The 11,926-nt window shown below is 58.8% G+C and carries 9 protein-coding genes and 1 pseudogene; 6 read left to right on the forward strand and 4 right to left on the reverse strand.

Features of this window, described 5'->3' with window-relative positions:
* The first annotated feature begins 550 nt into the window (after nt 1-550).
* Together AYJ54_RS17910 and AYJ54_RS17915 are read left to right on the forward strand one after the other, a co-directional pair.
* The gene (locus AYJ54_RS17910) at nt 551-2,698 is read left to right on the forward strand and encodes an amylo-alpha-1,6-glucosidase (protein ID WP_063700765.1); all 2,148 of its coding nucleotides are present in this window, start codon (nt 551-553) and stop codon (nt 2,696-2,698) included.
* Nucleotides 2,699-2,722: 24 nt separating this feature from the next.
* On the forward strand, nt 2,723-4,018 hold the full coding sequence (locus tag AYJ54_RS17915) for an MFS transporter (protein WP_063700694.1): 1,296 nt from the start codon (nt 2,723-2,725) through the stop codon (nt 4,016-4,018).
* 411 nt (nt 4,019-4,429) lie between these two features.
* On the opposite strand, the pseudogene AYJ54_RS52410 reads toward AYJ54_RS17915, so the two are convergent.
* A pseudogene (locus tag AYJ54_RS52410) lies at nt 4,430-4,612 on the reverse strand (transposase); the annotation flags it as partial.
* A gap of 360 nt (nt 4,613-4,972) precedes the next feature.
* Here AYJ54_RS52410 and AYJ54_RS17925 point away from each other — a divergent pair.
* Both AYJ54_RS17925 and AYJ54_RS17930 read left to right on the forward strand, forming a co-directional pair.
* Nucleotides 4,973-6,166 (forward strand): serine hydrolase domain-containing protein, encoded by a 1,194-nt coding sequence (locus tag AYJ54_RS17925; RefSeq protein WP_063700697.1) that lies wholly within the window; start codon nt 4,973-4,975, stop codon nt 6,164-6,166.
* A complete protein-coding gene (locus tag AYJ54_RS17930) occupies nt 6,126-6,530 on the forward strand; it encodes a hypothetical protein (RefSeq protein ID WP_063700700.1) in 405 nt (134 codons plus the stop codon). Before AYJ54_RS17925 ends, AYJ54_RS17930 begins: the two co-directional genes overlap by 41 nt.
* 53 nt (nt 6,531-6,583) lie before the next feature.
* On the opposite strand, the gene AYJ54_RS17935 is transcribed toward AYJ54_RS17930, so the two are convergent.
* On the reverse strand, nt 6,584-8,788 hold the full coding sequence (locus AYJ54_RS17935; RefSeq protein WP_063700703.1) for an ATP-binding protein: 2,205 nt from the start codon (nt 8,786-8,788) through the stop codon (nt 6,584-6,586).
* A 614-nt stretch (nt 8,789-9,402) separates the two neighbouring features.
* On the opposite strand from AYJ54_RS17935, the gene AYJ54_RS49410 reads away from it, so the two are divergent.
* Complete coding sequence (locus AYJ54_RS49410) at nt 9,403-9,636, forward strand: hypothetical protein (protein WP_136623766.1); 234 nt, start codon at nt 9,403-9,405, stop codon at nt 9,634-9,636.
* A gap of 829 nt (nt 9,637-10,465) precedes the next feature.
* Here the strand turns inward: AYJ54_RS49410 and AYJ54_RS17945 are convergent.
* On the reverse strand, nt 10,466-10,783 hold the full coding sequence (locus AYJ54_RS17945) for a DoxX family protein (RefSeq protein ID WP_063700706.1): 318 nt from the start codon (nt 10,781-10,783) through the stop codon (nt 10,466-10,468).
* A gap of 1 nt (nt 10,784) precedes the next feature.
* Complete coding sequence (locus tag AYJ54_RS17950; protein ID WP_063700708.1) at nt 10,785-11,165, reverse strand: DUF4267 domain-containing protein; 381 nt, start codon at nt 11,163-11,165, stop codon at nt 10,785-10,787.
* 129 nt (nt 11,166-11,294) lie between these two features.
* Here AYJ54_RS17950 and AYJ54_RS47290 point away from each other — a divergent pair, with 129 nt between their 5' ends.
* Entirely contained in the window at nt 11,295-11,885 is a 591-nt protein-coding gene (locus AYJ54_RS47290) for a TetR/AcrR family transcriptional regulator (RefSeq protein WP_082905697.1), read from the forward strand.
* Nucleotides 11,886-11,926 lie beyond the last annotated feature (41 nt).

The raw sequence follows: 11,926 nt of genomic DNA on the forward strand, positions 1-11,926 counted from the left end.
ATGACGGTCGTGCGCCGACAACAGGTCGTCGGCGATCGCAACGATCGCCGGCGCCTAGATCGACTTGCGCACTGCATTGGGATCAACTGACCTTCTAACAAGCTAAGCGGGTTGTCGTCTGCCTGGAAGTGAAACTACTTCAGCTACGAACTGCATCCCCTTCACTTACGGTAGCTCCCCGCCAAGTTAACCCTCGATGCGTACTGTCCGCAGCGTTTTCAAATGTGCGGAAGAACACGCGCCAAGATCATAGGCTGGTGGGAACCTTTTATTATCGCCAGTGGTTACATCGTCCGCGCTGATGATCGTTGTGCATGCCATGACTTTTCCGGGAGTGTTCGCGCCACACGGCTGCTGGTCGTGAGTATGAGCTTGCAAACTCGTCATCAGGGTCTACTGCTCTCGGCAATCAGCGTTAGTCCTCGCCCTCTTCAAATATGCGCGACTTAAGGACGGAGAGACCAAGACGCCAGGCCGCGCGCGATCTAGGTAACTCCGAGGCGTCGGAATCGAAAGCCCGCCGCCACGACCGACACCGCGGAAACGCATGATGCCCTTCAAGGTTCAAGTTGGTCCACATCAGGTTTCAATCCATCACGGCCAGACAGTCCTGGTGGCTGAGCCGGATGGACAAATTAACTGGCCCAGCGAGAAGGGGCTCTATTTCCTTGACACCCGAGTTATCAGCAGTTGGACTATTTACGCGAATGGCGAGCCCTGGGAGCTCCTCAATGGAGGCGCGATAACGCACTACGCATCGCGAACGTATCTTACGAATCGAGCGATTCCGACCGCGGATGGGACCATTCCACCACGCACGCTTGGTCTGGTTGTCAGCAGGCTGATCAGCGAGGGACTGCACGAAGACCTCGACATTACCAATAACGGCATGCGCAGGGTGGACTTTCAGCTCGAGATGGCGTGGCGTTGCGACTTCGCTGACATATTCGAAGTCAAGTCAAACAATATCGTGCGTCGCGGACACATCGCCACGACGTGGTCGCAGACGAGACAACGGCTGCGGACCAGTTATCGCAACGGCGATTTCGTTCGCTCGGTGATGGTGGCTCCGTTACATCATCAACCAAAAGCAACCTATTCCAATGGCCGGCTCAACTTCCAGATCGTCCTGGATCCGGGCGAAGCCTGGCACTGCTGCTTGCTCTTCACTCTGGAGGACGGCGAGCGACACTATCGACCGCCGCAAGAGTGCGCCGATCAACATCACAAGAAGCACGGTGAGACCTTGTCGGACTGGCTGCGGACAGTGTTGAAAATTCGTTGCAGCAACGAGGAATTCTACCGTCTTTATCGCCAGGCACTTGAGGACATGGCGGCGCTCCGATTGCCGATTTTTGGCGGGGATCACAAGGTGTTTTTACCGGCTGCCGGCTTGCCTTGGTTTGTCGCTCCGTTCGGTCGGGACAGTTTGATCGTTTCGCTGCAGAACCTTTTGATCTATCCCGACTTTGCCCGTGGCAGCCTCGACATCTTGGGCTCGCTGCAGGCGAAGGCCGAGGACGACTACCGTGACGCGGAGCCGGGCAAGATCCCACACGAGATCCGCTATGGGGAGCTCGCGTCGCTCAAGCTGATCCCGCATACGCCTTATTACGGCACAGCCGATGCGACGCCCCTTTACCTCATCGCACTGCACGCCGCCTGGCGGGCAACCGGCGACACGACGCTGCTCGAGCATCATCTTGAGACCGCCGAGGCTTGCTTGTCCTGGATCGACCACTATGGCGATCGCGACGGCGACGGATTTCAGGAATATCAGACCAAGTCCCCCGTGGGCTACGAGAACATGGGTTGGAAGGACTCTGGTGATAGCGTCGTCTACCCGGACGGATCGCTCGTAAAGGGACCAAAAGCGCTGTGCGAATTGCAGGGCTATGTCTATGACGCTTGGCGGCGTATGGCCGAGATATTTGATGAGCTCGGCAAGCACAGCCGTGCCGAAGAGCTGCGACGAAAGGCCGAAGCGCTGTTCAGACAATTCAACGACGCTTTCTGGGACGAGGAGTTAGGCTTCTACGCCTTTGCGCTGGACGGCGAAAAGAAGAAGGTGCTGACGGTCGCGTCCAATCCGGGTCACTGCTTGTGGTCCGGCATTGTACCGCCGGAGCGGGCGACCAAAGTCGTGCAACGCCTGATGGCACCCGACATGTGGAGCGGCTGGGGCATCCGTACGCTTTCTGCCCTGCATCCCTCGTTCAACCCATACAACTACCAGACCGGATCGGTCTGGCCGCACGACAATGCCATCATTGCGTTGGGGTTCAAGCGGTATGGCTTCGGAGCCGAGGCCGCGCGGATCGCGCGCGATATCAGTGAGGCGGGAAGTCACTTCCTGTCAAACCAGCTACCCGAACTCTACACAACGATCGAACGCAGCGAAGGCAGCTTTCCGGTGCAGTATCTTGGGGCAAATGTGCCCCAGGCCTGGGCTGCTGGGTCGGTCTTCACGCTCATGCAGGCCATGTTGGGGATCGTGCCGGACGCGCCACGCGGAAAATTATATGTCGACCCGCAGTTGCCCCAGTGGCTTCCGGACCTAACGCTGCTCGATCTTCATCTCGGCCGTCACAAATTTGATATCCGCTTCTGGCGGGACGGCGATGAGACGCGGTTTGAGGTGCAGAAGGGCAACCCCAAGACGGTCGTGAGAAGCAGCTTCGGTGCGCAGTTCCTTTAGAATCCGCGTTTTGTAGGCGGGACAATGCTCACAAGATCCCTCGCCAGTCGAGATACCGCACGTCCCGCTGAAAGCCTGAAAGCGCTTGACTGGCTGAATTTCTTCCTTGCTGCTCTCCTGATGGGCTTCGGTCCCTTTGTCGCAGTTAACCTGGCGGAAAACGGATGGGCACCTGAAAGTATCGGAACCGTCCTAACCATCAGCGGGCTGGCTGGTCTGATAACCCAGGTCCCGGCCGGTGAGCTGATAGACATCATCGGATCAAAGCGCGCGTTGGTCGCAGCCGCAACTGTTGCCGTCGCGCTGGCACTGACGATTTTTGGACTGCGGTCGGATTTCGTCTCCGTCGCAGGAGCGGCTATCATACAAGGCGGTGTCGGTAGCGTACTTGGACCAAGCATCGCCGCCATCAGTCTGGGGTTGGTTGGGCACGAGGCGCTCGCCGAGCGGCTGGGTCGCAATCAACGTTTTGCGTCCATCGGAGGCCTCTCAGCGGCCGCGATCATGGGTGGCATCGGGGATCTGCTATCCACGCGAGACATATTTCTGGTCGCCGCCGCGTTGGCGATGCCGTTACTATGGGTACTCCTCCGGATAGACGGCGCCGATATTCACTTCGGCCGGTCCTGTGGCGCTCCCGATCATCATGAGACGAAACCCAACAGGAGCAGCCGTCGGTCCCTCTTCAAAGACGTCCGCTTTCTTGCCTTTGTAACTTGCCTCTTTCTCTTTCAGCTCGCAAACGCTGCGATCCTTCCGCAGGTGGGTGAACAACTGGCGCGTTCTGAAGGGCACCAGTCCTCGCTCTCGATATCCGTACTGATCGTCATCCCCCAAATCGCTGTTGCAATGTTGGCGCCTTGGGCAGGACGCATTGCCGCGACGTGGGGACGTCGGCCACTCCTGTTGCTTGGACTTGCAGCGGTACCGATACGCTCCGGGCTGTTTGCTTTGACGACTGACCCGATCTTGCTGGTCATCATTCAGACGCTGGACGGATTCAGCGGTGCGACGCTGGGTGTGCTGACTGCGCTCATTTTAGCGGATCTCACGAACGGGACCGGCCGGTTTAACCTGGCTCAAGGCCTCGTGGGAACGTTTTCCGGGGTCGGCGCTTCGCTCAGCACGTTGATAACAGGAGCTGTTACGCAGCGTTTCGGTTATGCGGTTGGCTTCGTGAGCCTGACAGCCGTGGGGCTCTTGGCCGTTGTCATTGTCTGGGAATTCATGCCCGAGACAAAGCCGACCCCTGTTTCGCGGCCATCTGGTGTCCCTGGCTCCGATCAGGAGCAGCTGCAGTCGGGCCGGGTTGGATTTTGATTTGCTCGCCCATGCGCAGGTTCGCAGCGGCCATCGGCTCTGTCTCCGCCCATGCCGTCTACGCAGCCAACATCGTAAAGACCTGTGAAGAAACGAAAATTGGAAGGAACGTTGGGCGGGCCTGGTGCGCACACCTTGGCGCAGGAACCTGTGTCAGCGCGCTGGCGGTTCACGGGATCGTCTCACGGCGGCGTGGACGTGGGCCCAAAATCGAGCCCATGCCTCCAATCAGAAGATGGTCAGCTCCCGCCGACGGATGTGACGATCGCATGCATCGCGAACTTGCCCAAACATAAGACGCCGCGAGCGCAACAAAAGCGGACAATTCCTTGCATCTGAAGCCTGGACACGAAATGATGAAACCAGCCCGCGTGCTCCACGTGCCGAGCGGCAATGATTAGCGCGCCTCGGATACGAGGTGATGCGGCCGAGCCTCTCCTTGCCGCCGGTGCTGTGTTGCTTGGGCACCAGTCCGATCCAGGCCGCAAGGCTGCGTCCTGATCCGAATGCCTTCCAGTCGCCGATCTCGGCAACCAGCGTGGTAGTGCCGATCGGGCCAATGCCGGGGATCTCAGCCACCCGCCGGCTCGCCTCACTGGCCCGGTGCAGGACCATGATGTTCTTGTCGATCTCGGTGCCGATCGCACTGTACTGTCGCGCCAGCGACGCGCCGGGGCCACTTAGCTGCCGCCGCCAAGACTGCATTTGGCCCATCAGCGAAGTGTCCGCACGCTTCGTCGATGTCGAGACGGTGAGGTATAGCGGACTGGATTTGCTCACGTCGAGTTCTTCGCATTTTGACCCAAGCCAGACGTCACGCACGCGCGCGAGTTGTCGCGATCGTTGCGGACGTAATCAAGTAGTTCGTGTGGTCGTTACAAAACTAACCCGAATGGAGTTGGAAATCCGTGCCATCAGGATAGCTTCGACGCACAAAGCAAAATTGGGGATTCTATGCCAAGCGATGCCCGGATCGATCAGCCCTTGCGCCAGAAATGCGATGCGAAAGAACTCCCCGGCGCCGTTGCGGTTGCCGCGAGCGGAAACGACGTGATCTACCAGGGCGCATTCGGCAAGCGCGACCTCACCAAGGACGCCCTGATGACGGTCGAAAGCGTGTTCTGGATCGCCTCAATGACAAAAGCGGTGACCACCGCCGGTGCGATGCAACTGGTCGAACAAGGAAAGCTTGCGCTCGATGAGCCGATCGGCGACGTGCTGCCCGATCTCGCTTCACCGATGGTGCTCGAAGGCTTCAATGAGCAAGGCGAGCCGCAGCTGCGTCCAGCCAAGCAGCCGATCACGCTACGCCAGCTCATGACCCATACCGCCGGCTTCTGCTATGATATGTGGAGCGGCGACATGGAGCGATATCTGGAGAAGACCGGCATTCCTCGCATGATGACCTGCAAGAACGAGGCGCTGAAAGTCCCGATCATGACGGACCCAGGCACACGCTGGGAATACGGCCCCAACATCGATTTCGTCGGCAAGGCGATCGAAGCGACGGCCGGCATTCGCCTGGACGCCTACTTGCGTGACAACCTGTTCGCGCCGCTTGGTATGAGCGACACCGGCTTCAGGATCACCGACGACATGCGCCAGCGCCTGGTCGGCGTGCACGCGCGCGGGCCGGACGGTGCGCTCGCGCCGTTTCCGTTCGAACTGGAGCAGAATCCGGAATTTCACATGGGCGGCGGCGGGCTCTACGGCACTGCCGGCGACTACATCAAATTCTGCCAGATGATCCTGAACAAGGGCCGCGGCAATGGCAACCAGGTGCTCAAGCCCGAGACCGTCGCCACGATGGCGCAGAACCATATCGGCGATCTCGTCGTCACCAAGCTGACCACGGCTGCTCCGCCCACCACCAATGATGTCGATTTCTATCCCGACATGGTGAAGAAATACGGCTTGAGCTTCCTGATCAATACCGCGCAAACTCCGGAAGGCCGGAGCGCCGGAAGCCTCGCCTGGGCCGGGCTGGCCAACTCCTATTTCTGGATCGATCCTGCGCGCGACGTTGCCGGTGTGATCCTGATGCAGTTGTTTCCGTTCGCCGACCAGAAATGCCTGGAAGCTTTTGCTGGTTTCGAGCGCAGCGTCTATGACAGCCTTGATGCTCCCGGCGGCAAGAAAGCGGCGTGAATTGAGGCAATCTCAGGCGTCTTTCGGGATCTATGCCAAAGAATTCGGCGAAGGCTTCGAGCGCGCCGGTCAACGGTGCTATACCCGGCAGCGGCTCGATTCCATCCTCAGGGATCAGTTCGTCCTGCACCGCCGTCAACCAGAGGAGATAGAACGGTCTGAGGTCTCCCGACAGCACATCTGTTCGCAACGGCGCGAGCGCCGCGATCCGACCGGAACCGTCATCCCAATCGTCATCGGCCCCCTCTTCATCTCGTCGAATATCAACAATCAAATTGTCGCCAGAGGCCCACACCTCGACCCAATCGTACTGATAGCCAGCAAAAATGTAGCGTATCGCCTCCGCCGACTGCGCCTTCGGTGAGCCTCGCAAATGGTGTGTTATCCGTCGCAAGGAAGCAACGGCACGAAAGTAAGTCATCCGTCGCGCAGGATCGACCGCAAACGCGCCGCCAATTCTGACATACGGAATGGTTTGTCGATGAGGGGAAATTCGCCCGCCGCTTTATGTCGTTCCAACACGTCTCCCGCGTAGCCCGAGGCAAGCAGGACCCTGATTCCTTTGTTCAATCGTCTCGCTTCTCGCGCAATCTCAATGCCGTTGACCCCGTTTGGCAATGCGATGTCACTGAGCAAAAGATCAAATCCTTCGGTCTGAAGCATCCGAAGTGCTTCTGTACCGCTCCGGGCGCAGCGAACCTGATAGCCCGACTGGGTCAGCATCGTCGACGTGATGTCCAGAAGATCGTCGTTATCCTCGACAACCAGAATACGCTCTGAGCCCACCGGCATGGCTTGGGGTCTGACGTCTTCCATCTCCGCGTCAGGCTTTTGCGTGGCTTTCGGCAAATAGAGAGCGACAGCGGTTCCCTTTCCGAGTGTGCTTTCGATGGCAACGTGCCCCCCGGACTGGCGAACGAAGCCGTAGACCATGCTAAGACCGAGCCCCGTACCTTTGCCAACCTCCTTCGTTGTGAAGAAGGGCTCAAACACCCGGTCCAGCACCTCGGGGGATATTCCAACACCAGTGTCTCGCACAGACAGCCTGACGTACGATCCTGGCAAGCATCCCGCGACGACTCCTTCGTTCACGACGATGTTCGCCATCTCGATCTCAAGCACGCCGCCATCCGGCATGGCGTCGCGCGCGTTCAGGGCGAGATTAAGGAGCGCGGTCTGCAGCAGCGCCGGGTCGACGTGGCAGAGCCACAATCCGTCATCACCCTGCACCTTAATTCGGCATGCCTCTCCGACGGCGTTACGAATGAGCCCCTGGAACTCAGAAACAAGCTGGGTTGCGTCGACGGGTTTTGGATTCAGTACCTGCCGTCGCGAGAAGGCGAGAAGCTGCGCTGTCAGCTTTGCCCCCCGATCAACAGCACGTCGTGCAGCCGCAGCGAAGTGCCGGGCTTTGCCAATGTCGTCGCCGGCCTCGATAAGTTCGAGGTTAGCGGAGACCACCGTGAGCAGGTTGTTGAAGTCGTGCGCAACGCCACCGGTGAGCTGGCCGACGCTCTCTATCTTCTGGCTCTGATAAAACTGCTCCCTTGCTTCGGACAATTCGTGCTCTCGGTGCTTCAGCGCATCGGCCATGGCGTTGAATGCGCTGGCGACTCGAGCGAGTTCCGAGTTACCTCGGATGTCCACCCGTCGGCCGAAATCGCCGAGCCGCCATCGGTTTGCAGCGTCGACCAATTGCGCAAACGGGCGCTGAATGAACCGCTGGGCGCCCCACACCGTTAGGATCAGAACGATCAGGGCGCTCATCGCAATGAACAATACGTCGCGCTGCGTGCGATGTTCGATCTTGGTGAAGCTCTGCGTCTTGCCGAGGCCGAAGCTGACAAGAAGATCTTCCCCCACAGCGGAGAAGCCGACAATTCTTTCCACACCATCGATGTTGACCATGTCCGCGACGGTCCCGTTGTCGAGCATCGGATCTTTGCCTGCGGGTAGCTTCTTGCCAACAAACAGGTCGTTGTCAGGATGGCGAGCGAGACAGATGCCGTTGCGGTCCGTGATCGCGAGCGCGGCTCCCTGCGGAACGCCCTTCTTCGCGATGTCGTCAGCGAGCCAATCGAGGCTGAGAGATGCTATGACGACGCCGCCCATGTGGTCTTCGTCGTCGTAGAATGGCAGCGCAAACTGAAGGACGTTGCGACCGGTGTTTCGGCCGATCGCGAACTCTCCAACCGTGAATTTTCCGGTCCTCACGGCGTTCGCGAAGTAGGCACGTCCAGTGGCGGAAGCTAGCTTATGCACTATGGGAGCCACCTTATGCTCCGTGAATGAGGAGCAGAAGGCACTGGCATTCAGGTCGACCACGATAAAGGAGATGAACTCCGGATATCGTCGCTTGATTCGGGAAAGGTAGGTATTGCACCCTTGAACGTCCTTGGCTTTTATCGCCGGGACTTCCGAAAGCGCAATCAAAGCCTGACGAACTCCCTGGACGATCTGCTGCAGCTCAGCGGCGGCGAGCTTGGCGAGACCGAGTGCTTCGTCCTCTACTTCAACTTCGCGTGTACGACGCAGGTCGATCTCGTTGTACGCCTGTATCGCGATTGCCGGTAGCATGGCCGCAGCCACCAGCAGCAATAGGCGTGATAACAGGCTACTCATTTCGACCTTTTCCCACACACGCTCGGTGCATCAGACCAACCGTGCCTAGTCGAACTGCAAGCGCGCTTGCATGAAGCGTTCCCCGAACTGTGGCCTGAAATGACGCCATTGAGCCCTGACGGTATGCCGGGCCTTCATCGACCGGCTTCTCGCGGGGAGGCGAGGCTGAGGCGGCCCCCATGACCGTGACGAAAGGCTATATTATGAATGTGGAGGCAAACAATTGGCATTCAGGCAGAGACTCCCACTGTCTCGGCAACCATTAAGCTCTACGGCCGAATGCGGCGTCCTCGGACTGGGCTCTCCACATCGCTGGAGCTTCAATGGTCGTCGGCCAGCACTGTAGATCCACGCTTCCGCGTGAGAAATGGAATGCAGAGCTGTCGATCGAGCTTTGCGCTTGGCACGTTAAGGCGCCGATAGGATAATTGTCGCTGAACATGTTGCCCCGCCACTGTCTTCTACGGTGCATTAGACCGGCCGCGTTGCCGACTTGTTTCAGTTCGTCGGCAAACGATTGCGACCGTAGCCGAGTGGCTGCATTGGCGAAGAGAACGATTGCAGTAACGAGGACAGGTACACTCTTCCCCTTGTCTTCGGCGAGGCAGTCACTAATGCAATTCTCGACACCCACATTCACGCTGCTCACCGGGCCGCCGCCGCATAAGGCGGGCATTGAAGGTCCCTTCCGGGGAACCCTACTCACTTCCGCCGGTTTTCAATTGTGCGCGCTCGCTGGAAGCAGGATTGCGGCTATGTCCCGAGCAGAAGAACGCGCCCCTGCAATTCTGCGGGAGTATCGCGAAGCTGAGGCGGAACTGATCGGCGAAGCCGATGAAGCGCTCTGAGGGCTCATTGAGGCAGAAGGCGCGTAGCCTTGGCATCGGTCTAGGCCACCAGCGCTAGGCCAAAGCTGCCCGCTCCTCGAGTACCAGTTATTGAGGAAAAGGCCCCGGTCGCAGAATGCGCCGGGGTCTTTCAAGGTCATCAGGCTCGGGTACGTCCGCCGTGCCTTCCGATCTTGCCGTCGATTACCGCATCCGATCTGGTGTAGAACGTGGCATGACTGCGGCATTGGTATGATCGCATTCGGCTCGAAAGCCCTTGGTCGCGAATTCGCCCTTGCGCCAGTCTGCGCGCCGACGGCGCTTGGCCGCTAACGCGTTCTGCGCGCCACGGAACTTAGGCTGATCGTAATATGGTCGCGGGGGAGGGACGACCCGCGCCACATTCTCGCTTTACGCCGAGGAAGCGGAGAAGAACCCCGAATTCCGCAAGATTTACAGCGAATGGCTCAAGTTTCGCGAGGACATCGTGACCTGCTTCAGGTGGCGGAGGCCAGCTTCGAGTCCAATCTTACAGTCTGTACAAGACATAGCGCCCCCTGCTACGCCCTGCTCACGAGGGGAGCTATCATCGTCAATCCCGCACGATGCCCTGCCCTTGCGGCGCGCCCCACTCTCTAGCTGCCACCGTTCTGAACTATAGGTGCCGGCAAGAGTCTTGCAGCTGGGGATGCGAGAAGCCCAACCGACGGACGGACGTGTCAGCCCAACACCCTGGCTAGGGCGTGAATCCATAAAAGCGAATGACCAAGCTGGGTGGAAAGCAGAATGTCCGGCTTCCTGACAACTCGGCAGAACAGCTGACAAAAAATCTGATTGGCAGTGTCGGCCCTCACGAGGTCCCTGCAAGAGCAATCAAGGCGACAAAGACACTAAGTGGCACAACATGCGAAAAGTCGCGGTGACGTAGAACGGTCAAAACCGCAGCCGCAACGATTACCGCCCCAAGCGCCAAGCCAACAATGCGACTGACAGGAAGCGCAATCAGAACGGCGCTCACTATCTCCAGTCCACCGGTCAAAATGCTCCACCACCGCGGGTAACCCCAACGAACGAAATCGCTTTGCGTCCCGGGCGTGCCGATCGCGTTGAAGAGGCCTGCGCCGAAGAAGCCGGCAACGAGTAGCCAGATTGAAAGAGCATGCACCATCTCAGGGTACACCAATCATCAGAGGCATGGCCGCCAACAGCATAAGCACCGCCGTGAGACCGTGAATGCCGAAGGCGCTTTTGGTGGATCCTTTCGCTGCAAGAATGACAAGCATGTCGCCCACGGGGATGATCGCTTCCACAAGCAGAACCATGCCGACCCCGCCGGGCGCGTCCCACATCATGAACGCCAGTACATTCAACCCCAATACAATGTCTCGCACCCCCTTGAGGCGGAGCCACGAAGCGATGTTGGTGTCGTTGCCAGGAAGCGGCAGGCCGAAGCTGCGCGTCGCGGTCAACGGGCTCGCAACGTATTGGGTGCCGATCGCGATGATCGCGAGAGACAGGAGCAGTGCCAGTCCGAGCGCAAGCCAGCGCATCACATTGTCCCATTCCAGTCATACAAGATAATCTAGCATTGCTAGATAATTTATATAGCGACGCTAGATTGTCAAGCGTCGGTGTGATACTGAGATGTATGGGCCGTCCAGGTCTGGGAGATCGAGGATTTGGGTGCCGCCGAGCGGAAAGGCAGGGAACGGGCTGAGCGCGAACACCGCATCATCGCGGCAGCGCGCGCGATCGCAGAGCGCGAAGGATGGGATGCCGTTACAATCCGCCGCCTGGCCGATGAGATCGAATATAGTCAGCCCGTCCTCTATTCGCATTTCGAAAACAAGGATGCGATAGTTGCAGCAGTTGCAGTTGAGGGTTTTCGGGAAATGGCAGTAGCTCTTCGGAAAGCGGCAAGCGGATCGACCGGGCGAAACGCCCTCAAGAATGTCGCCATAGCCTATCTCGCCTTTGCGCTACGTCGTCCTGCACTCTACGACGCCATGTTTGTCCTTCCGACGGGTTTGCGGTTCGCCGAAGCTGGAACCAGACCGGAACTACGGGCCGGTTTCGAAGCACTTGCGGCAGCCGTCACGCCGTTTTGCGCCGATGTAGCTGTCGTGACCGAGACTTTTTGGGCAGCCCTTCATGGGCTCGCTGCGCTCGAACGTTCAGGCCGAATTAGGCCCAGTGCGCGTGGCGAACGCATCGCGCTTGTTGTTCGGGCGATCGTAGCTTCCGGTAACAACTCGCCTACTCGCCGCTGATTCCATTTCAGTTGAATGACTGCTTTGGCGCATCGTCCGAT

Origin of the sequence: Bradyrhizobium centrolobii, from assembly GCF_001641635.1 — a bacterium.
GTDB classification, from domain to species: domain Bacteria; phylum Pseudomonadota; class Alphaproteobacteria; order Rhizobiales; family Xanthobacteraceae; genus Bradyrhizobium; species Bradyrhizobium centrolobii.

Coding starts and splice junctions, on each gene's coding strand:
- AYJ54_RS17910 (WP_063700765.1), top strand. CDS start 551: ATGCCCTTCAAGGTTCAAGTTGGTCCACATCAGGTTTCAATCCATCAC.
- AYJ54_RS17915 (WP_063700694.1), top strand. CDS start 2,723: ATGCTCACAAGATCCCTCGCCAGTCGAGATACCGCACGTCCCGCTGAA.
- AYJ54_RS17925 (WP_063700697.1), top strand. CDS start 4,973: ATGCCAAGCGATGCCCGGATCGATCAGCCCTTGCGCCAGAAATGCGAT.
- AYJ54_RS17930 (WP_063700700.1), top strand. CDS start 6,126: ATGACAGCCTTGATGCTCCCGGCGGCAAGAAAGCGGCGTGAATTGAGG.
- AYJ54_RS17935 (WP_063700703.1), bottom strand. CDS start 8,788: ATGAGTAGCCTGTTATCACGCCTATTGCTGCTGGTGGCTGCGGCCATG.
- AYJ54_RS49410 (WP_136623766.1), top strand. CDS start 9,403: ATGCAATTCTCGACACCCACATTCACGCTGCTCACCGGGCCGCCGCCG.
- AYJ54_RS17945 (WP_063700706.1), bottom strand. CDS start 10,783: ATGGTGCATGCTCTTTCAATCTGGCTACTCGTTGCCGGCTTCTTCGGC.
- AYJ54_RS17950 (WP_063700708.1), bottom strand. CDS start 11,165: ATGCGCTGGCTTGCGCTCGGACTGGCACTGCTCCTGTCTCTCGCGATC.